Origin of the sequence: Nonomuraea sp. NPDC049309 (genome assembly GCF_043196965.1) — a bacterium.
In the GTDB taxonomy this organism is placed as follows: domain Bacteria; phylum Actinomycetota; class Actinomycetes; order Streptosporangiales; family Streptosporangiaceae; genus Nonomuraea; species Nonomuraea fastidiosa.
In genome coordinates this window covers 326,921-347,599 of the sequence record NZ_JBICSH010000005.1, presented here as the reverse complement: position 1 = coordinate 347,599, position 20,679 = coordinate 326,921, and the positions used below count along the sequence as shown (strand labels likewise).

Sequence of the window (20,679 nt, the reverse complement as noted above, 5' to 3'; positions counted from 1 at the left end):
CCCTCGTTGCCCGAACCCCAGCCCGACGGCAGATTGCTCGCGGTCAGCGACCTGCACGTCGCCTACCCGGAGAACCGCGCCATCGTGGAAGAGCTGAAACCGTACTCACCGGGCGACTGGCTGCTGGTGGCCGGCGACGTCGGTGAGCGGCTCGACGACATCCGCTGGGCGCTCGGCCTGCTGGCCGGCCGGTTCGAGCGGGTGGTGTGGGTGCCGGGCAACCACGAGCTGTGGACCTCGCCAGGGGATCCGCCCGAGCTGCGCGGCGTCGCCCGCTACAACGAGCTGGTGCGCATGTGCCGGGAGCTGGGCGTGCTCACGCCGGAGGACGGCTACCCCTTATGGCTGGGCGCGGGCGGCCCCGTGCGGATCGTCCCGCTGTTCCTGCTGTACGACTACACGTTCCTCCCCGCGGGCCACACCACCAAGGAGAGCGCACTCGCCTACGCCCACAGCACCGGCGTCGTCTGCACCGACGAATACCTCCTCCACCCCGACCCCTATCCCACCCGCGAGGCCTGGTGTCGGGCCCGCGTGGCGATCACCGAGCGCCGGCTGGCCGCGCTGGAAGACGACGTGCCGCTGGTGTTCGTCAACCACTACCCCCTGGTACGCCAGCCGACCGACATCCTGCGCTACCCCGAGTTCGCCCAGTGGTGCGGCACCACGGCCACGAAGGACTGGCACGTACGCCACCCCACCGCCGCGATGATCTACGGCCACCTGCACATCCCGCGCGTCACCCGCCACGACGGAGTGCGCTTCGAAGAGGTGTCGCTCGGCTACCCACGCGAGTGGAAGCCCCGCCCCGGCAACCGGCGGCTGCTGCGCGACGTGCTGCCGGACCGGCGGCCCTCAGGAACACCGGATCGCCCCTGATCGCCTGAGCCCGCCGCCCCGGTGGCAGGGGAAAGCACCGCGCCGAGGCCTGCTTCGAGGTCTCTTCGCCCCGCCGCCCCGATGCCAGGGGAACGCACCGGGACGGCGGGCGAGTCTCATGCGGGCGGGTTCGCGGGTGGGTCCGCCGGGCAGGTCTTTCGCGGGCCGGTCCGCCGGACGAAGTTTTCGCGGGTGGGCCGGGCGGCAGGGCTATCGGGTGACCATGCCTTCCGCGAGGTCCTCGGCCACCGCCTCGGGCGCCCGCAGCTCGGGCGGGCCGTAGCCGCCGCCACCGCCCGTCTCGCAGCGCAGCACGTCACCGGCCTTGACCGGCAGCGCGTTCACCTTGAGCAGGCGCCGCTCGCCGGGCGTGCCGGGGTTGAGCGTGACGCGCGGCGGCGCGCCGTCGCCCCCGCCGGCGAGCCCCCACGCGGGCGTGACCGACCGCTCGAACCACAGCGACAGCGCGCCGTCGGCGCGGAACTCGTACTCGCGCACCACGCCGTTGCCGCCCCGCCAGCGGCCCGCCCCGCCGGTGCCGGGGCGGATCTCGTAGCGGGTGACGCGGACCGGGAACAGCGTCTCCAGCACCTCGATCGGCATGTCCCGCAGCGAGCCGTTGACGTTGTTGATCAGGCAGCTCTCGCCGTCGCCGCCCTCCCAGGCGCCCCAGCCGCCGACCGTGGCCTCCTGCGAGACGTACGGCTTGCCGGTGCGCGGATCGGTGCCGGTGAACTGCACGATCATCGAGTCGCCGTACGACGCGGCCGCCGCCTTGTCCGGCAGCACCGGGGCCAGCGCCTTGACCACCAGGTCGATGAGCAGTCCCAGGTGCGAGTAGTAGTACTGGCAGGCGGCCGGCGACTCGGCGGCCAGCATCGAGCCCGGCCTGGTGCGCACCGTCAGCGGGCGGAACGAGCCGCCGTTGAGCGGCACGTCGCCGGAGAGCAGCAGCTTGTAGCCGACCCGTACGGCCGCGACCGCCTGCGCGGCGCCGCAGTTGACCGGGCCGGTGGCCTGGTCGGCGCAGTCGGTGAGGTCCACGTGCATCGAGTCGCCCGACACCGTGATCACCACCGTGACCGGCAGCGGCGTGTCCAGGTCGATGCCGTCGTTGTCGAGGAGTCCCGAGGCCCGGTAGACGCCGTCGGGGATGGCTGCGATGGCGGCGCGCTCCATGCGCTCGGTCTGGTCGTAGATCTGCTCGCGCGCCTCGGCGAGCGTGTCCAGGCCCCACCGATCGACGATCTCCTTCAGCCGCCGCCGGCCGGTCAGCACACAGCTCACCTGGGCGCGCAGGTCGCCCAGCGTGGCGTGGGGGAAGCGCACGTTGCGGAAGATCACCTCGTGCAGGTCGCGGCAGGGCTCGCCGCCCTCGTACACCTTGACCGGGCCCATGCGCAGGCCCTCCTGGTAGATCGAGGTGGAGTCCATGGAGCCGCCGGGGTCCTTCGAGCCGACGTCCAGCCAGTGGGCGCGCGAGGCGGCGAACCCGGCCAGCTCGCCGCCGGCGAAGATCGGCCCGTAGACGGTGACGTCGTTGAGGTGGGTACCGCCGATGTAGGAGTCGTTGAGCACCCACACGTCGCCCTCCCGCCACACGTCCCGCCCGTACCGGCGCTCGGTCTCGCGGGTGCACACCTCCAGATTCCCGAGGAAGATCGGCAGGCCGGACGACTGGCCGAGCACGTTGTGGTCGCGGTCGAGCAGCGCGACCGCGCAGTCCTTGGCCTCGTAGATGACGGGGGTGTAGGAGCTGCGGATCAGCGTGGTGTTCATGTCCTCCGCCGCCTGCAGCAACGCGCAGCGGATGATCTCCGTGGTGACAGGGTCGATCACTTGTCCACTTTCACGATGAGGAAACCGTTGCCGTCCACGCTCGCCAGGCAGCCCGGCGGGATCACCGTGGTCGCGGTCTCCTCCACCACGATCGCCGGCCCCTCCAGCTCGCCGCTCAGGCCCGCGCGCCGCAGCACCGGCGTGCGGTGCACCTCGCCGTCGAAGATCACATCCCGTACGCCGACCTCCTGCGGCCCCGCGGCGCCCGCCTCGGGGGCGGCGGCGCGGGGGAAGGAGCCGAACCCGGTGCTGCGCAGCATGACGAACTCCACCGGCGCCTCCGGCGTCGCGTGCCCGTACCGGCCGGTGTGCGCCTCGGCGAAGCGGGCGGCGATGCACTCGAGGAAACCCGCCTGGGCGGGCTCGGTGGCGTCGCGCAGCGGGATCGTCAGCGTGTAGTCCTGACCCTCGTAGCGCATCTCCACCGCGTGCTCGACACGGCGCCGGTCCTCGGGCACGCCCTGCGCGGCGAGCGCGGCCAGCGCCTCCCGCTCCAGCCACACCAGCCGCTGCGACATGTCGCCGCCGTCCAGGCTCTCCTGCGGCCGGTAGTACGGGTCGGTCAGGTCCCTGCGCACGTCCGCCTGCAGCATCCCCCAGGCGGAGAACGCGCCGGGGAAGCGCGGCACCACCACTTCCGAGATGCCGAGCTCCTGCGCGATGAACGCGGCGTGCATCGGGCCCGCGCCGCCGAAGGCGACCAGCGCGAAGTCGCGCGGCTCCAGCCCGTGCTCCACGGTGAGCGTACGGATGGCCTGCGCCATCTTGGCGTTGGCCACCGCGCAGACGCCCTCGGCCAGCTGCAGCGGGTCGAGCCGCAGCTCACCGGCCAGATCCGCCACCGCCGCGCCGGCCGCTTCGGCGTCCAGCGTCAGCAGCCCGCCCGCGAACCAGGACGGATCCACCCGGCCGAGCGCCACGTTCGCGTCGGTGACCGTGGGCTGCGTGCCGCCCCTGCCGTAGCAGGCCGGTCCCGGCACCGCGCCCGCCGACTGGGGACCGACGCGCAGCGCGCCCGCCTCAGTACAGGCGATCGAGCCGCCGCCCGCGCCGATCGTGTGCAGGTTGACGATCGGCATCAGCACCGGGTGGCCCTCGATGCGCGCCTCCGCGTTGACGTCCGGCCTGCCGTCCACCACCAGCGACACGTCGAACGAGGTGCCGCCCATGTCGATGCAGATGGCGTTCTCCCTGCCCAGCAGCCGGGCCGCCGCCACGCCGCCCATCGTGCCGCCGACCGGGCCCGACAGCAGCGTCTGCAGCGGCCGGTGCATCGCGTACGCGGCGTTGACCAGCCCGCCGGACGACTGCATGACGTGCACCGGCACGCGAAGGCCGCGCTCGGCGAAGCGCCGCTCGATGCCCGCGAGATAGTGGCGCACCACCGGCCCGGTGTACGCCTCCAGCACCGACGACGACGTGCGCTCGTACTCGCGCCACTCGCGCGCCACCTCGTGCGAGAGCACGACCTGGACGTCGTCGCCCAGCTCCTCGCGCAGGATCCGGCCCGCCCGCACCTCGTGCTCCGGGTTGACGTACGAGAACAGCAGGCACACCGCCACCGCGTCGAACCGCTCGTCGCGCGCCCGCCTGGCCGCCTCGCGCACCGCGTCCTCGTCGAGGGGGACCAGCTCGTGGCCCCGGTAGTCCAGCCGGCCCGCCGCCTCCATCACGTGGCGGCGCGGCACCAGCGGCTCCGGCTTGCGATAGCGCAGGTCGAACATGCGGTCGCGGTTGCCGCGCGCGATCCGGTAGACATCGCGCCCGCCCTCGCTGGCCAGCACCAGCACCCTCGAACCCTTGCGCTCCAGCAGCGCGTTGAGACCCTGGGTGGTGCCGTGCACGAAGAACGAGATCTCCGAGGGGTCGCCGACCACCCGGCCCAGCGCGGCGAAGACGCCGTCCGCGAGGTCGCCCGGGGTGGTGGGCGCCTTCGACGCGGTCACGGCACCCGTACGCTCGTCGTAGCAGACGACGTCCGTGAAGGTGCCGCCGATGTCCATGGCGACGCGATAACTCATGATGTGAACGGTATGTAACGCCGATCGCGCGATCTTGGGCGTCGCGCACAACCTGAGCCGCGCGGAAGTGCAGAGCGCCCCTGCGCGGGCGCCGCCGGTCAGGGCGAGGCGGTGGGCCTCGGCAAGCCAGGGGAAGACGCCGCCCGCGGCTCGGGAGATCAGGGAGGAGGCGCCGTCCTGCCGGCGGCTCGGCGGGCCGGTAGATCAGGGGGAGGCGTCGCGTCCGGCGCTCGCGGGCGCGGGCGTGCCGGGCAGCATGGCCGCCACCTCGGCGCGCAGCAGCGGGTCGGCGCGGAACTCCTTCGTGATGGCCAGCCTCAGCGCGGTCCGGCGGCTCTCGTCGTCGGGCTTGGCGGTCGCCACCGCGCCGATCACCTCGCGGGAGGCGGCGTCGCCGCGGCCGAAGATCCGCTGAAGGATGCGCGCGCCCCGCGCCATCGGCGCGTCCGAGGCCAGCTCGCGGGTCCTCGCCAGCACACCGGTGCCGTAGGCGTCGATCGCCGCCGTCGCGTACGGCATGACCGCGACCGCCGTCCGGTGGGCCTCAGCGCCGTGCGGCCCGGTGTCGTGAGGTACGGTCTCGTGGGGCGTGACGTCTTCCGGACTGTCCATGAGACCCCTCCCGGTCCTGACGGCATCGACGCGATGGTAGCTCGCGCGAGGGCGGTCCGGCGTGGGCGTAATCTGTCGGATGTGCCAGCCCCGTACCTCACGTTGAACACCGTCGTCGAACACGAGACCGAGGCGCGGCGCTCGCGCTTCATCTGCGCGCTGGCCCCGGCGCGCAGCGTGGAGGAGGCCAACGCGTTCATCGCCGAGCGCCGCAGGCTCTACGCCGACGCCACCCACAACTGCACCGCCTACGTGATCGGCGAGCGCATCCAGAAAGGCGACGACGACGGCGAGCCCGGCGGCACCGCGGGCACGCCCATGGTGCAGGCGCTCGTGGGCCGGGGGTTCAGCGACGTGGTGGCGGTGGTGACCCGCTACTTCGGCGGCATCCTGCTGGGCGCGGGCGGGCTCGTACGCGCCTACGGCTCGGCCGTCACCGAGACGCTCGACCGGGTCGAGCCCGTACGGATGGTGCCGGCCAGGCTCGTCCACGTCTCCGTCGCGCACGACCAGGCCGGGCGGGTCGAGAACGACCTGCGGGCATCCCGCTACGCGGTGCGCGACGTCACGTACGCCGCCGAGGTGACCTTCGCCGTCGCGGTGGGGGAGGACGAGGTCGAGGCGTTCACCGACTGGGTGGCCACGCTGACGGCCGGGCGCGCCCGCGTCGAGCTCGGCGACGGCCTCCACGTCCCGGCCTGACCCGCCACGTCGCTGCGCGCCCTGAACCGGCAGCCCGGCGCCCGCGCCTCCACGCTGCCTGCGCGCTCCGGCTTCGGCACCGCTTCTCCGGCGTGCGGTCAGCCCTCCAGGGCGTACTGCATCACGCGGAACTTCGCCTGGGCCTCGGCCAGCTCGGCGGCCGGGTCGGAGTCGCCCATGATGCCGCCGCCCGCGAACAGCCGGGCGCGCCGCCCCTGGATCAGCCCCGAGCGCAGCGCGATGCCCCACTCGCCGTCGCCGTGCGCGTCGATCCAGCCGACCGGACCGGCGTAGCCCGCGCGGTCCATGCCCTCGAGCTCACGGATGACCTGGATGGCGGTGTGGGTGGGGGTGCCGCCGACGGCCGCCGTCGGGTGCATGGCGGCCACCACGTCGAGCACCGACGCACCGTCGGCCAGCCGCCCGGTGACGTGGCTGGCGAGGTGCTGCACGTTGGGCAGCACCAGCAGCTCGGGCTCGTCGGGCGTGGTCAGCGACGAGCAGAGCGGGGCCAGCGTCTGGCGTACGGAGGCGATCGCGCACTCGTGCTCGTGCCGGTCCTTGGCCGAGGCGAGCAGCGCCGCGCCGCGCGCGAGGTCGTCGGCCCGGTCGGTGCCGCGCGGCGTGGTGCCGGCCAGCACCAGCGACTCGATCTCCTGCCCGGTGCGGCGGATCAGCAGCTCGGGCGTGGCGCCCACCAGCCCGGCGACCGAGAACGTGTAGCACTCGGGGTAGCGGCGGGCGAGGCGGGTCAGCAGCAGCCGCACGTCGATCGGCCGCTCCGCGGTGGCGACCAGGTCGCGGGCCAGCACCACCTTCTCCAGCTCGCCCTCGCGGATGCGCTTGGCGGCCTGCGCCACGACGTGCTCCCACTCGGGGGCCGACAGGCTGCCGTCGCCGTAGCTGATGCGCCCCGGGTCGCGGATGGGCGTGAACGTCTCCAGCGGCGACTCGCCGATCGTGGTCAGCCACGCCCGGCCGCCCCGGCGGGCCAGCACGGCCCTCGGCACCACGAGCACGGAGCCGTGGGCGTCCTCGTCGAAGGTGAAGCTGCCGAAGGCGACCGCCCCGGAGCCGGGCGTGCGTACGGAGTCGTCGACCTGGGCCTCACCGAGGACGGTGGACAGCCACTTGCGGGCCCAGGCGAAGCGCCCGGGGCCCGGGGGGACGGCCACCCTGGCGGCCTCACCCCATCCGACGAGGCCCTCGCCGTTCCTGACCCATGCGTACGGGGCCGTGTCGGGGAGGGAAGCCAGCAGGTCACCGGGGTCGCCGACAGGGGTTGTGCGAACCGGCAGCGGGCGGGTTGTTCCGAGCGCGACACTCACTCAAGACACTCTATGCGGGAACTGAACACGTTCGACTCAGACCCCCGTGAATGCACTGTTACCGCTAAAGGACACGGAAAGAGCGGGCTGCGGCCCGGTGCATGGGGCGGCGGGGGCCGGCTGCGGCTGTCAAGCCGCCCTATGAACTCGGTCCTGAACAGGTAGTACGCGTCCCGAGATCATGGCAGGCGGGTGATCGCGTCCCTACGTTGGTGCCCATGATCGCTCGTACGGGCTGCGTGCTCGCCGCCGCCGTCGTCCTCACGGCCTCGGGTACGGCCGTGCAAGCCGCCCCGATCGCCCAGCCGGTGCCCCAGGTCATGGCGGCGCTCGGCGACTCCATCTCGACCGGGTTCAACGCCTGCGGCTGGTACGTCTCCTGCACCGCCCGTTCCTGGTCCACGGGCGACAACAAGACCGTCAACAGCCACTACCTGCGGCTGTCGGAGATGTCCGGCTCGCTCGACAAGCACAACCTGAACTTCGCCAAGCCGGGTGCGACCAGCGCCGACCTGCTCGGCCAGGTGAAGCAGGCGGTCGCCGCCAAGGCCGACTATGTGACGATTCTCATCGGCGCGCAGGACGCCTGTGTCCGCACCGAGGAACGGATGACGCCGGTCGCCACCTACCGCCGCCGCATCGACGCCGCGCTCGCCGAGCTGCGCGCCGGCATGCCGGGAGCGAGGGTGTTCTTCGCCAGCATCCCCGACCTGCGGCGGCTGTGGCAGATCGGCAAGTCCAGCGCGCTGGCCAGGACGTTCTGGGGAGCGGGCCGCATCTGCCAGTCGATGCTGGCCAAACCCGCCTCCACCCGCCGCGCCGACGAGCAGCGCCGGGCCAGGGTGCGGGCCCGCGTCATCGCGTACAACAGGGCCGCCGCCGCGGCGTGCGCCGCCTACGGCCCCTCCTGCCGCACCGACGGGGGAGCGGTCTTCGGCTACCCGTTCACGCTCGACCACGTCAGCCGCTGGGACTACTTCCACCCCAACTCCGAGGGACAGCGGGTGCTGGCCGAGCAGACCTACCGGCGCGGCTTCCGCTGGCTCGACCCGCGCTGAGCGGTCATCGGCACTGTGCCAGCATGATCTTCTTGTCGGCCGGGCGGACCGGCACGTCGTACTTGAGCGCGACCTGCGCGAAGCGGGTCACGTACGCGCAGCGTATGCCGCGCCTCGGGGGCAGCCAGCTCGCCGGGCCCGAGGCTCTCTTCTGCTCGTTGGCCCGTCCGTAGACCGGCAGCAGGTTCAGCGGGTCGTTGGCGAAGTCGACCCGCTTGGACATCGGCCAGCGCGGCGCTCCCATGCGCCAGCTGTAGTTGAGCGGCACCACGTGGTCGACCTGCACCTCGTCGGCGTTCTTCTTCCGCCAGTGGATGACGCGGCCCGTGTAGGGGTCGGTCAGCTCCATGGAGACGACCTCGCAGTCCGAGCCCTTGCGGAATTTCACGTTCCGCCCGTCGCGGGCCAGCAGGTCGTCACGGGTGCGGCAGCCGTTGCGCGCGTACGGCACCCCTGTGGCCGAGTCGGCCCAGTTGTCGCCGAAACGGGTGCGCGCGTACCCCGTGTTCGGGCCGAAGCCCTTCGTCCGCAGGCGTTTGATGATCCCGCGTGCCTCGGCCTTGTCGGACTTCGAGATGATAGGGGCCAGTCCGGGCAGCGTGCCCGTGATGTTGCCCAGCGGGCTTGCCGCGGTGGCGGCCTGAGGGGTTTTCGCAGTGCTGACGAGAGAAGCGACGATGATGGCTCCGGCGAGGACGGCGACCGCGTCCTTGGTGCTCAAGCAAGCCTCCATGAGCTCCGGGTTGTCTAGAGAGATTCCCGGCCCGCCGCGTGACGACACGGGGAGGGTTATGTGACTGATCGTCCTATCGATCCGGATGTCGATCTTCACGTTCCCGCTCAGCGCGCCGAGCTCCACTGGCCGGTGCTCGCGGTGATCGCCGCGGGCGGGGCGCTGGGGGCACTGGCCCGCCACGGCGTGCAGACGGCGCTGCCCGCCGCGCCGGGCGGGTTCCCGTGGGCGACGTTCCTGGTCAACGTGTCGGGCTGCCTGCTCATCGGGGTGCTCATGGTGGTCATCACCGAGGTCCGCACGGCGCACCGGCTGGTGCGGCCGTTCCTCGGCGTGGGGGTGCTCGGCGGCTACACGACCTTTTCCACGTACGTCGTGGACACCCAGCGGACGGTCGCCGCGGGTGCGCCGGCGACGGCCCTCGTCTACCTCGGGGCGACCCTGGCGGCGGCGCTGCTCGCGGTGGCCGCCGGGGTGCGGCTGACCCGGCGGGTGGCCGGAGTGCGTGCCCGATGACGCCGCTGCTGATCGCGCTCGGGGCCGCTCTCGGCGCGCCGCTGCGCTATCTGGCCGACCGGGCCGTGCAGGCGCGCCACGACACGTCCTTCCCATGGGGGACGCTGGCCGTCAACGTCGCGGGCTCCGCGCTTCTCGGCTTCCTGGCCGCGCTGCCGCTCGGCGACGGCGTGATGTCGCTCGCGGGCACCGGGTTCTGCGGGGCGCTGACGACGTACTCGACGTTCGGGTACGAGACGGTCCGCCTGCTGGAGGAGGGTGCCCGCTTCCACGCGGTCGCCAACGCGGTGGCCGGCGTGGCCGCCGGGCTCGGCGCCGCCTACTGCGGCATGGCCATCGCCCAGGCGATCACCTGAGCCGGTCTGTTCGCTGCGGCCTCTCGCTGACCCGCCGACCGGCGTGCCCCGTCGGTCGGTGTGGGCCGCCTTGCCGCTCGTAGCCCCCGCCTGCGGCATCCGCCGGTTCGGAAATGTCTGGATTTCTGCCTGTGTTGCCTTCCGGAGTTACCGTGTAAGCACGTAATCATTTCGTGGAGGCGTGATGGCCGATCCCCTCGACGCCTACTCTCGCGTCGTGTCGTCCGTGGCGGCCGAGTTGCTGCCGAAAGTGGCCGGCGTACGGGCCGGCCGGGGGAGCGGGTCGGCGGTGGTGTTCACCGCCGACGGGTTCCTGCTGACCAACGCGCACGTCATCGGCGGCGCCAGGACCGGCACCGTCGCCTTCGCCGACGGCGTCTCCGGCGGCTTCGAGGTGGTCGGCCGCGACCCGCTGTCGGACCTCGCGGTCATCAGGGCGCAGACCCCCACCCCGCCCCCGGCCGAGCTGGGCGACAGCGACGGCCTCGTGGTGGGGCAGCTCGTGGTGGCCGTGGGCAACCCGCTCGGGCTGACCGGATCGGTCACCGCAGGAGTGGTGTCCGGGCTCGGCCGTTCGCTGCCCGCCCGCAGCGGCGCCGGCATGCGGCTCATCGAGGACGTCATCCAGACCGACGCCGCGCTCAACCCCGGCAACTCGGGCGGGGCGCTGGCCGACGCGCACGCGCGGGTGGTCGGCATCAACACGGCGGTCGCCGGGGTCGGCGTGGGCCTGGCCGTGCCGGTCAACGCGACCACCAGGTCCATCATCGCCGCGCTGATCAGGGACGGCCGGGTCAGACGGGCGTTCCTCGGCCTGGTGACCACGCCCGCCCCGCTGCCCGAGCCGCTGCGGCGGCGCACCGGGCAGGACAGGGCGCTGCGCGTGGTCGAGGTGGTGCCCGGCTCGCCCGCCCAGCGCGCCGGGTTACGCGCCGGCGACCTGATGCTGAGCGCGGGCCGTACGCCGGTGAGCGACGCGCAGAGCCTGCAGCGGCTGATGTTCGCCGACGCGATCGGGCGGCCGCTGCCCATCACCGTGCACCGCAACGGGGCGCTGGTGGACGTCATCGCCGAGCCGGTGGAGCTCACCGGCACCGGCGTCTGACCCGCGCCGGGCGGCGGCACGGCCCGGCGGGGTCAGGTGGCGGCGGGCTCGGCGGGCTGCTCGGCCGGCTGCTCCGGAGGCCGCTGCCGGGGAGTCCGGCCGGCCCCCGTCCGCTTGCGATAGCGGGCCTCGCGCCGAGCGAGCAGGTCGGCGAGCAGCTTGTCCCACTTCTTCCCGATCACCTGCAGGTCGTACTTCTGCGCGGTCTCCAGCGCCCGCGCCCCCAGATCGCGCCGCAGCCGCTCGTCCTCGATGACGCGGATGACGGCCGCCGCCAGGTTGGCGTTCGTCCGCGGTTTGACCAGCAGCCCGTCCACCCCGTTCTTGATCATCTCCTTGGGTCCGTGCGGGCTGTTGAAGCTGACGATGGCGAGCCCCTTGGCCATGGCCTCCAGGATCGTCATCGGGAAGCCCTCGTGGCGCGAGCTCATCACGTAGATCGACGCCTTCTCCAGCTCGGCGCCGACGTCCGTGGTCGGCCCTGGCAGCTCCACCTTGCCTTCGAGCCCGGCCTCGGCGATCTGCCTGGCCAGGTTCTCCTCCTGCGGTCCCGCCCCGTAGATGCGCAGCGTCCAGTCGGGGTGCGCCTGCGCGACCGTCTCCCACGCGGCGATCAGCCGGTGGAAGCCCTTGATGCGGGTCATCCTGCCGACCGCCACGGCCACCTTGGCGTCGAGCTTCGACACCTCGCCGCCCATCGGCGGCACCGCGTTCGGGATGCGGACCAGCTTGCGCGGCTGCTTGGCGAGCGTCTCGCGGTAGTCGTTCAGGTCCGCCTTGGTGAGCGTGACCAGGGCGTCCAGGCGGCGGTAGCGCCACTTGATCAGCTCCTGTACCGGCTCGGGCTGGGTGGCCAGGGCCACGTGCTCCTGCCCGATCGTGATGACGCCGGGCGGCGCGAGCTGCGCCATCGCGAGGTTGAGCCCCGGACGGGTGGCGATGAGCACCCCGTCGTCAAGCGAGCGGATGAACCGCGCCAGCTTGAGGTCGGTCCACAGCGTGAACCGGTGGTAGGCCGACTCCTCCTTGGGGATCAGCCGGCTCGGCAGCTTCGACAGCAGCGCCCGTACGGGATCGCGGCTCGGCTCGAGGCGATCGTCGAGGAAACGGACCTTCACCCGCGGGTCGATCGGGAAGAACGGGTGCTCGGCCTCCTTCAGCACCGAGACGATCTCCACCTCGTGCCTGCCGGCCAGGTACGAGGCCAGGTTGAACACCGTCCTGATCGTGCCGCCCATGCCGTGCGCGTGCAGGAGGAGGATGCGTATCCGCCTCGTCGAGGGCGGCGGTGCGGTGCGTGCCTTACGTCTGTTGTACCCCCGATACAGCCGGCCCACCGCCGACTTGCCCTTGCGTGCGAGTGCGCGCACCAGTCATATCTCCTATCAGCCGCCAATGAGCTGTACACACACATCGCCGGTGGTGAGGACCTACGCCTCGCCACCGGCCCGATCATGATCGGCGGGGTGCGCATTGTTCACGTTTTATGCGCTTTCCCCTCCTATGATCGTTAGACGCCATGAAGATGACTAAGGTTGCATGCCGGGCCGGTGCCGGGGGTCCGGAGTGTGCGGCGGATGCTCGGCCAGCAGCTCGAGAGCGACGTCGATCGCCTTCTCCAGCTGCGTGTCCACGCCCCTGGCGTAGTCCTGCGGCGTGATGTCCACGTCGATGTCCGGGTCGGTGCCGTAGTTCTCCACCTGCCAGCCCACATCGTCGAAGGCGAACGAGAACTCCGGCTGCGTCGTCACCGTCCCGTCCGCGAGCCGATGGCGCGGCCAGATGCCGATCACCCCGCCCCACGTGCGCTTGCCCACCAGCGGGCCGAGGCCGAGCAGCTTGAAGGTGTGGCTGAAGATGTCGCCGTCCGAACCCGCCCACTCGTTCGTCACCGCCACCAGCGGGCCGCGCGGCGACTCCGGCGGGTACGGCTCCGGGGCGCCCCACCGCGGATAGTCGTAACCGAGCCGCCGCCTGGCCAGCTTCTGCAGCAGCAGCGACGAGACGTGCCCGCCGCCGTTGAACCGCACGTCCACGATGAGCGCGTGGCGATCGTACTCGGCGAGGAATCCCCGGTGGAACTCCCCGAACCCCTCGGCCCCCATGTCGGGCACGTGCAGGTAGCCCACCCGGCCGCCCGAGCGCTGGTGGCAGCGGGCCCGGTTCCCGTTCACCCAGTCCCGGTAGCGGGCCGGGCGCTCGTCGGCGAGCGCGCGTACGGTGACCGTGAACACCCGGTCGCCGCGCCGCAGCGTCAGCTCGACCTCCTCGCCCGCCTGGTTGACCAGCCGCTCGTTCGGGGTGGCCATGGGGCCGATCGGCGCGCCGTTGATCGCCAGCACCGCGTCGCCCGGCCGCACGTCGAGACCGAGCCGGTTCAGCGGCGAGGTCGCCTTCGGATCCCACCGGTCGCCGGTCACGATCGACGTGATGTGGTAGACGCCGTCCCTGAGCTCCCAGTCCACCCCCAGCTTGCCCTGGGTGTAGTCCGGGCCAGGACGGTACTCGCCGCCGCTTTCGAAGGCGTGGCTGGTGGCCAGCTCGCCGTGCAGCTCCCACAGCAGGTCGGAGAACTCGCTCCGGGTCGTGACCCGATCCACCAGCGGCAGGTAGCGGTCGTACACCGCCGGCCAGTCCACGCCGGCCATGTCCTCGGTCCAGAAGTTCTCCAGCTGCAGCCGCCACGCCTCGCGGAACATCTGCCGCCACTCCGCCTCCGGGCAGACCGGCACCTTCACCCGCGACAGGTCGATCCAGCCGGTGTCGCGGCCCGGCGCGTCGCCGTCGCCCGGCACCTCCCCGGCTTTGACCACCCGCAGCCGGTCGTCCGCGCGATACAGCAGCGTGCGATGGTCGCGGCCCAGCTCGAACGCGGTGACGCCCTCGGCGAACGTCTCGCTCTCGCCTTTGGCGAAGTCGAACAGGTGCAGCGTGCCCTCGCCCTCCAGCGAGGTGCTGAGGAGCAGCGCCTTGCCCTTGCGCAGCCCGGCCACCTGCTCGTAGCGGCCCTCCGGCAGCGGGAAAGCCGTCACCCGCCCGGCCAGCCCGTCCAGGTCGATCCGCAGCGGCTCACCGCCCCCATCGTCCCCATCTCCTCTGTCGTCGTCGCCGTCGTCCTTGTCCTCGGCGAGCGGGCGCGGCACCGGGACGAACGGGTCCGGCACGTCCGCGCGCAGCGCCACCGCGTACGGCCGGGTGCCCAGCGGGAAGCCCAGGTCGAACTGGAGCTGGTCGTAGACGGGGGAGAAGACGCGCCGGCCGATGAAGTACAGGTAACGGCCCTCGGGGTCGAAGGCCGGCGCCGAGTCCTTCAGCACCGGCTCGCTGGCCAGGACCGTGCGGCCCGTCTCCGGATGGTGCAGCTTGATCGCGGTCGTCTGGGCGTTGAGCGGGCTCGCGTACGCAAGCCACCGCCCGTCCGGCGACCACGCGGGATCCTCGGGCGCGCCGTGCGGGTTGGCCTCCACCAGCACCGGCCGGCCCTGGGACAGGTCGAGCAGGTGCAGCTCGTGGCGGTGGTTGACGATCGCCACCCGGTCGTGGACGGGATCGGGCACCAGGGCGTTGATCCGCCCCAGGCGGGCCACCTCGGCACCGGGGCCCGCGTACGGGTCGTCACCGCTCGGCAGGTCCCCGACCTTGCCCGGCTCCAGGATGACCAGCCGCTCCTCGTCGCCGTCGTCGCTGGCCGCCGCGACGAGCCTGACCCCGTCGTTCAGCCAGGTGAGGAAGCGGTAGCGGACCCCGTCGGGCGAGCCGTAGCGCCGTACCGGGCCCTCCCAGTTCGCCATCCCGTACGCCTTGCCGCGCGTCGTGATCGCCACCGTGCTGCCGTCGGGGCCGAGCGTGGCGCTGTCGAGGTACTCGGCGGCGTCGACGAACCTGCGGTTGCGCTGCGTCCTGGAGCTGGCCAGCCGCACGTCCACCCGGCGCGGCGGCTCGCCCGGCTCCAGCAGGTACAGGTCGGCGCCGGCGTGGTAGACCAGGCGATGCCCGTCGCCCGACAGGTTGCGGGCGTAATAGTCGTCGTGATGGGTGAGCTTGCGCAGGTCGTCGCCTTCTGGGGTGCACGAGTAGACGTTCCCGACGCCCTCGTGGTCGGAGATGAAGCACACCCGGCCGTCGCTCCAGCAGGGCGAGGCCAGATTGCCCGGCAGCCGGATCAGGCGGCGGAACTCGCCGTCCCCCGTCGGGTCGATCCACAGGTCGCCGACCGTGCCGCCGCGGTAGCGCTTCCAGCGCGCCGGGTCCGCGGTGTTGCGGCCCAGCACGATCTTGCCGTCGGGCGCGTACGCGATCGAGTTCGCCGGCCCGTACGGCAGCCGCTCCGGCACCCCGCCCGGCGCCACCCGGTGCAGCCACTTGCGTCCCTCGAAGGGCTGGCCCTGGTCGCTGGCGTACAGGATGCGCCCTTCCGGATCCCAGCCGGTCACCGTGCAGCGGGCGCCGTGGTAGGTCACCCGGCGGGCCGCGCCGCCGCCGGCCGGCATCACGTACACCTCTTCAGGGCCCTCCTCGCGTCCCACGAACGCGAGCTGGTCGCCGCGCGGCGAGATGCGCGGATAGCCGGCCTCGGCCAGTCCCGCGGTCAGCCGGAACGCGCGGCCGCCCTGCGCGGAGACCATCCACAGGTCGTCCTCGGCGGCGAACACCACCACGTCCTGGAACACGGCGGGGAAACGCAGGTAAGCCGACATGAGCGCAGCCTCACAGTCGATCGGACGGTCGAGGCCCCCCGCCTCGGCCGTCCGATCACCTCACCGGACGGGCAGCCTGCGAGGGCTGCCCGGAAGATCACTCTTCGCCGGTCGGCTTGGTCTCCCGCTTGGTCTCCTTGGCCTGCCGGCTCGACTTGATGGCCTGCTTCTTGGACTTGCCGGACTTGGCCGCGGGTTTCTTCTTCGTGTCAGCCATGAGGATCATCCCCCCTGTACGGACGTGGCGCACCGGATTGGTGCACCACGCCCCTTAATACCCATCGAGCGACGAAACCCGACATGCCTCTTATGTACTCTTCGTAACGCCTCGACCACGCAGCCGTATCGGCCGCGAACACCCACGTGCGACCCTCACCGGACCGCCGCCGGGGGCGCGCCCGGTCCGGATGGGAGGCCGGCCGATGGCCGGCGTTCCGGGCGGGTCAGGTCGGCTGCGCGGCCGGGGCCGGATGGCGGACCGGCCGATCACCCGCCGCTTCCGACCACCACACCCCCTCGCCATGCGACACGGCCGGGCAGGCGCTGCTCGAAGACGTGCACCGCCGCCGCCGGGATCTCCCCGGTCAGCAGCCACGTATCGGTCCGCCGCCACGTTTCGCGCAGCTCGCCGCCCAGCGCCGCGAGCTGCGCCGTGACCGGGCCGAACGTCTCCAGCGGCACCTCCACCTCGAACCGGTGGCACGGCTCGTGCACGATCGTGCCCGCCCGGCGCAGCGCCTCCGCGAGCACCCTCGGCGTCCGGCCGCGGAAGTCGGCCGCCACCGTGCCCGGCGCGTAGTAGCCGGTCCTCGTCACCGCCACCGTCACGTCGGTGACCGGCCAGCCCTGCGGCCCCTCGTGCAACGCCGTGCGCACACTCTCCTCGATCGCCTGGTGGAACGCCAGCGGCAGCGAGCCGAGCGCGACCTCCAGCCGGTAACGCACCCCCGTGCCCGGCGGCGCCGGCTCCACCCGCAGCCCCACCGTCGCCATGAACTCGTTGGGGCCGTGCCGCTTGATCTCCTCCAGCGCCTCGCCGGTGCCCGCGGGACGTTCGAAGTAGACGGGGCGGCTCGGCTCGAACGTCGCCTCCACCCCGTACTCCCTGGCCAGGGTCTCGGCGATGACCTCCTTCTGCACCTCCCCGTACAGCAGGACCGAGGTCTCGCCGCTCGCCAGCGTGCGCGTGCCGATCAGCGGGTCCTGCTCGGCCAGCGCGAGCAGCGCCGCATGCAGCCGCGGCTCCTCGCCGGGGACGCGCGCCCGCACCACCGTCTCCAGACTGGGCGGCGTGAAGTGCGCCTGCCCGGCCGGGCCAGGCCCGCCCAGGTGATCGCCCACCCGGATCTCCGGCACGCCCTGCACCTTGACGATGTCGCCGGCCAGCGCCGTCCGCCGCTGCGGCGCACCGGCCACGGTGAGCGCCGTCAGCCGCCCGTCGTAGGCGTGCGTCCCGTCCCGGTAGAAGCCGATCTTCTCGCGGGTACGGAGTGCGCCCGCGCGCAGCCGTACGTACGCCGCCTTCTCCCCGGACGGGGCGCGCTCGACCGCGAACACAAGCCCGCGCGGCCGCCCTCCCTCTTCCGGCTGAGCCACGGAGGGGAGCAGGCCGGCGATGCCGTCGAGCAGCTCGGCCACGCCCTGCCCGGTGATCGCCGAGCCGAACAGCACCGGGTACGCCTCCCCGGCCGCGCACTGCCCGGCCAGCGCCGCGCGTACCTGGCCGGATGTCGGCTCGCCGCCCTCGACCAGCAGCTCCAGGAGAGCGTCGTCGCGTTCGGCCAGCACCTCTGCGGCGGGCCGCAGCGAGGCGAGCGGCCGGGTGACGGCGCCGCGCCCGCCGATCCCCTCGACGGTGGTGATCGGCACGACGGACGGCGACAACCGCCGCCGCATCTCGTCCAACAGGTCGTGCTCGCGCGCCCCCGCCCGGTCGATCTTGTTCACGAAGATCAGCGTCGGCAGGCGCAGCTTGCGCAGGGTCCGCATCAGAACCCGGGTGTGCGGCTGCACCCCTTCGACGGCCGACAGCACCAGCACGGCGCCGTCCAGCACGCCGAGCGCCCGCTCCACCTCGGCGACGAAATCGGCGTGCCCCGGCGTGTCCACCAGGTTGACCCGCAGGTCGCCCAGCGTGAACGAGGCCACGGCGGTGCGGATCGTGATGCCGCGGCGCCGTTCGATCTCGCCGGTGTCGGTCTGGGTGCTGCCGTCGTCCACGCTGCCCGGCCGGTCGATGACGCCGGTCTCGTAGAGCAGCCGCTCAGTCAGGCTGGTCTTGCCCGCATCCACGTGCGCGAGGATGCCGATGTTCAGGATATGCATACGTGAGGAAGCCTCGGAAAACTCTCGAGCTAACAGGGCGCTGGGAGATTCCGTGGCACCTCATCTCGAACTCCTGATCATCGGCGGACACGTGCGTCGATCATGGTGCCACCCGCACCGCATCCGCCGCCAACGATTTTCCGCGCGCCCCTTTGCCCAGAACCCCGCCGCCGACCCACCCGCACCATGCACCCGCCCCAGCCGCCCCGGCGCCCCCGGCCGCCCGCCCCGGGTCCGACCCGCTTGGCCGCTCCGGCGTCTCGCCCGCGTCGGTGTCTCGCCCGGTTGGGCGTCATGCCTGCTCTGGTGCCAGGCTTGCTCGGTCGGCCGCGTCGGGGTCCGACCCGCTTGGCCGCTCCGGCGTCTCGCCTGCCCCACCCTCCGTCCTTTTCCGGACGCCAGGCCCAGCCCATCGGGTGGGCCGGTTGGACGTCTCGCTCGCTCCGGTGCCCGGCTGGCTCGGCTCGCTCGGTCGCCCGCCTTGGTGTTCTCCCCGCTCGGCCGCTCCGGTGCCTGGCCGGCTCGGGCCGGTTTGCCCGCCCCACCAGGGCGCCCGCCTCCGCGGTTTGCCCGCCCGGCCAGGGCGCCCGCCTCGGCCGGGCCGCCACCCCGTGCGGGTCGTGTACCTGGTTTGCCTCGGGGAGGTCGCCCATCCCGTGTGGGGGGGCTCGCCCTGCGCGGGTCGCCTACCTCGCTCACCCGGCGTAGGTCGCGTACCTGCTCATCTCGCGGAGGCCGCGCACCTCGGGGATGTCGCGCACTGGGGCGAGTGCGGCGGGTCTCCGCGGCGGCCTTCGGTCAGGCGGCGCAGCCGGGCGGGCAGTCGCACGCGACGGGCGACGTCGCGGTCCTTGCCATGCCGCGGCGGCTCCGGGCGCCGCACCGGCGAAGAGAGCCGGCTCGCTCGCTACAGCATGCGTAGTTGTTCGGGCTCGGCGACGGGTCGCCTGGGAGCGGAGCGGGCGGGGGGAGGGAGGCGGCGGGCGACGGCGGGGGTGGCGCGGCCGACTCCGTGGCGTTCGGCCAGCTCGCGCACCAGGCCGATGACGCGCTGCTGGTACGCCTTCGGCGCGTAGGCGCCGCGGCCGTACAGCTCCAGGTAGCGCGGGACGAGCCGCGGGTGCTCGCGGGACAGCCACGACAGCCACCACTCACGGGCCCCGGGGCGCAAGTGCAGGACGATGGGGGACAGGTGGGTGGCGCCCGAGTCGGCGATCTCCTTGACCGTGCGGTCGAGCTGGGCGGGGGAGTCGGTGAGGTAGGGCAGGATGGGGGCCATCAGCACGCCGCAGGCGATGCCGTTGTCGTTGAGCGTCGCGCACGTCTCCAGCCGCCGTCGCGGATGCGGAGTGCCGGGCTCGACCGCCCGCCACAGCTCCTGGTCGACGAACCCGACCGAGACGTTGGCCCCCACCTCGGTCACGTCGGCGGCCTCGGTGAGCAGGTCGAGGTCGCGCAGGATCAGCGTGCCCTTGGTGAGGATGGAGAACGGGTTGGCGGCGTCGCGCAGCGCGGCCAGGATGCCGCGCATCAGCCTGTAGCGGCCCTCGGCGCGCTGGTAGCAGTCGACGTTGGTGCCCATGGCGATGTGGTGGCCGCCCCAGCGCGGTGCGGCCAGCTCCTTGCGGGCCAGCTCGGCGGCGTTGACCTTCACCACGATCTTCGAGTCGAAGTCGGCCCCGGCGTCGAAGTCCAGGTATTCGTGGGTCTTTCTGGCGAAGCAGTAGACGCAGCGATGGGTGCACCCACGGTAGGGGTTGATCGTGTATTCGAACGGCACCCGGCTCGCGGCGGGCACGCGGTTGATGATGGATCGGGCCTGGATCTCGTAGAAGGTCATCCCCTTGAACTCAGGGGTGTCGAACGTTCGGGTCACCGCGCCGCGAGCGAACAGCGGCACGGCCGGATCGTCCCGGCCGGGCCCGGCCAGGCGCAGGTTGTCCCAGCGCATGCCATGATTAGAACAAATATTCGAGCTGATCGCAAACCGAAAAGAGGCCGCAATTACATGGTCAGCGGGGGGCTAATGATCTTCATGGTTGGGCAGAAAGACGCCACGGAGCTTGCGTTCGGGAGGTGCACCTATGGCCTGGTCGCAGGACGAGGAGCGGATGCTGGCCCAGATCGAGCAGCACCTCGTCGACGACGATCCGCGGCTCGTGGCTCGGCTTGAGTCCTTCAACGAGCGGGTGCGTCGTGCTGAGGCGAGGTCGAAGGGGCAGCCGGGTCTCAAGCGCCGGCCGCGCCGCTCGACGGTCATCATCTTGATCAGTTGGATCCTGATCGCCACATTGGTCGCGACGTTGCTGGTCATGGTGCTCCGCCATGAGGCCGCTGCCGCCTTGGCCCTGACGGCCATCGTGTGAGATCCGGGTCGCCGTCGGCGTCATCCGCGGCGCGCTGAAGCCCGGGATCTCCGTTCTCGTGTGAGAGAGGCGCGGTGACGCCTCCCCGCCGATGGACTGTGCCCTCGTGCGCCGGCAGACCGTGTCTTCTCGTACGTCGCCC

At 72.4% G+C, this 20,679-nt stretch carries 16 protein-coding genes; 7 read left to right on the top strand and 9 right to left on the bottom strand.

Going from position 1 to position 20,679, the window contains the following annotated elements; genetic code table 11:
- Window positions 1–6 precede the first annotated feature (6 nt).
- Window positions 7–879, top strand: a complete 873-nt coding sequence (locus tag ACGFIM_RS29995; RefSeq protein WP_393206808.1) for a metallophosphoesterase family protein — start codon at window positions 7–9, stop codon at window positions 877–879.
- A 210-nt stretch (window positions 880–1,089) separates the two neighbouring features.
- Here the strand turns inward: ACGFIM_RS29995 and ACGFIM_RS29990 are convergent, their stop codons facing one another.
- The 3 genes from ACGFIM_RS29990 to ACGFIM_RS29980 all read right to left on the bottom strand — a co-directional run bounded on the left by ACGFIM_RS29990 (window position 1,090) and on the right by ACGFIM_RS29980 (window position 5,351).
- The gene (locus ACGFIM_RS29990) at window positions 1,090–2,718 is read right to left on the bottom strand and encodes a hydantoinase B/oxoprolinase family protein (RefSeq protein ID WP_393206805.1); all 1,629 of its coding nucleotides are present in this window, start codon (window positions 2,716–2,718) and stop codon (window positions 1,090–1,092) included.
- Entirely contained in the window at window positions 2,715–4,739 is a 2,025-nt protein-coding gene (locus ACGFIM_RS29985) for a hydantoinase/oxoprolinase family protein (protein WP_393206802.1), read from the bottom strand. The genes ACGFIM_RS29990 and ACGFIM_RS29985 overlap by 4 nt, the downstream gene beginning before the upstream one ends.
- 204 nt (window positions 4,740–4,943) lie before the next feature.
- Entirely contained in the window at window positions 4,944–5,351 is a 408-nt protein-coding gene (locus tag ACGFIM_RS29980; RefSeq protein ID WP_393206800.1) for a hypothetical protein, read from the bottom strand.
- Between the two features lie 81 nt (window positions 5,352–5,432).
- On the opposite strand from ACGFIM_RS29980, the gene ACGFIM_RS29975 reads away from it, so the two are divergent.
- Window positions 5,433–6,053 (top strand): YigZ family protein, encoded by a 621-nt coding sequence (locus ACGFIM_RS29975; protein ID WP_393206797.1) that lies wholly within the window; start codon window positions 5,433–5,435, stop codon window positions 6,051–6,053.
- A 98-nt stretch (window positions 6,054–6,151) separates the two neighbouring features.
- On the opposite strand, the gene ACGFIM_RS29970 is transcribed toward ACGFIM_RS29975, so the two are convergent.
- Window positions 6,152–7,381, bottom strand: a complete 1,230-nt coding sequence (locus tag ACGFIM_RS29970; RefSeq protein ID WP_393206794.1) for an isochorismate synthase MenF — start codon at window positions 7,379–7,381, stop codon at window positions 6,152–6,154.
- Window positions 7,382–7,599: 218 nt separating this feature from the next.
- Here ACGFIM_RS29970 and ACGFIM_RS29965 point away from each other — a divergent pair, with 218 nt between their 5' ends.
- Window positions 7,600–8,439 carry a GDSL-type esterase/lipase family protein gene (locus ACGFIM_RS29965; RefSeq protein ID WP_393206791.1) on the top strand — a complete coding sequence of 280 codons (840 nt, stop codon included), beginning with the start codon at window positions 7,600–7,602 and terminating at the stop codon, window positions 8,437–8,439.
- A gap of 4 nt (window positions 8,440–8,443) precedes the next feature.
- Here the strand turns inward: ACGFIM_RS29965 and ACGFIM_RS29960 are convergent, their stop codons facing one another.
- Window positions 8,444–9,160, bottom strand: coding sequence for an HNH endonuclease family protein (locus ACGFIM_RS29960; RefSeq protein WP_393206788.1), 717 nt, complete (start codon window positions 9,158–9,160; stop codon window positions 8,444–8,446).
- 72 nt (window positions 9,161–9,232) lie between these two features.
- Between ACGFIM_RS29960 and ACGFIM_RS29955 the strand changes: the two genes are divergently transcribed.
- The 3 genes from ACGFIM_RS29955 (at window position 9,233) to ACGFIM_RS29945 (ending at window position 11,149) form a co-directional block, all read left to right on the top strand.
- Window positions 9,233–9,688, top strand: a complete 456-nt coding sequence (locus tag ACGFIM_RS29955; RefSeq protein ID WP_393206785.1) for a CrcB family protein — start codon at window positions 9,233–9,235, stop codon at window positions 9,686–9,688.
- Window positions 9,685–10,044, top strand: a complete 360-nt coding sequence (crcB, locus tag ACGFIM_RS29950; RefSeq protein ID WP_393206782.1) for a fluoride efflux transporter CrcB — start codon at window positions 9,685–9,687, stop codon at window positions 10,042–10,044. Before ACGFIM_RS29955 ends, crcB begins: the two co-directional genes overlap by 4 nt.
- Before the next feature lie 184 nt (window positions 10,045–10,228).
- Window positions 10,229–11,149 carry a S1C family serine protease gene (locus tag ACGFIM_RS29945; protein WP_393206779.1) on the top strand — a complete coding sequence of 307 codons (921 nt, stop codon included), beginning with the start codon at window positions 10,229–10,231 and terminating at the stop codon, window positions 11,147–11,149.
- A 32-nt stretch (window positions 11,150–11,181) separates the two neighbouring features.
- Here the strand turns inward: ACGFIM_RS29945 and ACGFIM_RS29940 are convergent, their stop codons facing one another.
- The 4 genes from ACGFIM_RS29940 to ACGFIM_RS29925 all read right to left on the bottom strand — a co-directional run bounded on the left by ACGFIM_RS29940 (window position 11,182) and on the right by ACGFIM_RS29925 (window position 20,122).
- Complete coding sequence (locus tag ACGFIM_RS29940) at window positions 11,182–12,519, bottom strand: glycosyltransferase family 4 protein (protein WP_393206776.1); 1,338 nt, start codon at window positions 12,517–12,519, stop codon at window positions 11,182–11,184.
- Window positions 12,520–12,678: 159 nt separating this feature from the next.
- Window positions 12,679–15,846, bottom strand: a complete 3,168-nt coding sequence (locus tag ACGFIM_RS29935) for a PDZ domain-containing protein (protein ID WP_393206773.1) — start codon at window positions 15,844–15,846, stop codon at window positions 12,679–12,681.
- Window positions 15,847–16,332: 486 nt separating this feature from the next.
- A complete protein-coding gene (locus tag ACGFIM_RS29930; RefSeq protein WP_393206770.1) occupies window positions 16,333–18,171 on the bottom strand; it encodes a GTP-binding protein in 1,839 nt (612 codons plus the stop codon).
- A 907-nt stretch (window positions 18,172–19,078) separates the two neighbouring features.
- The gene (locus tag ACGFIM_RS29925; protein WP_393206766.1) at window positions 19,079–20,122 is read right to left on the bottom strand and encodes an Rv2578c family radical SAM protein; all 1,044 of its coding nucleotides are present in this window, start codon (window positions 20,120–20,122) and stop codon (window positions 19,079–19,081) included.
- Window positions 20,123–20,255: 133 nt separating this feature from the next.
- Here ACGFIM_RS29925 and ACGFIM_RS29920 point away from each other — a divergent pair, with 133 nt between their 5' ends.
- Window positions 20,256–20,537, top strand: coding sequence for a DUF3040 domain-containing protein (locus ACGFIM_RS29920; RefSeq protein WP_393206763.1), 282 nt, complete (start codon window positions 20,256–20,258; stop codon window positions 20,535–20,537).
- Window positions 20,538–20,679: the final 142 nt, after the last annotated feature.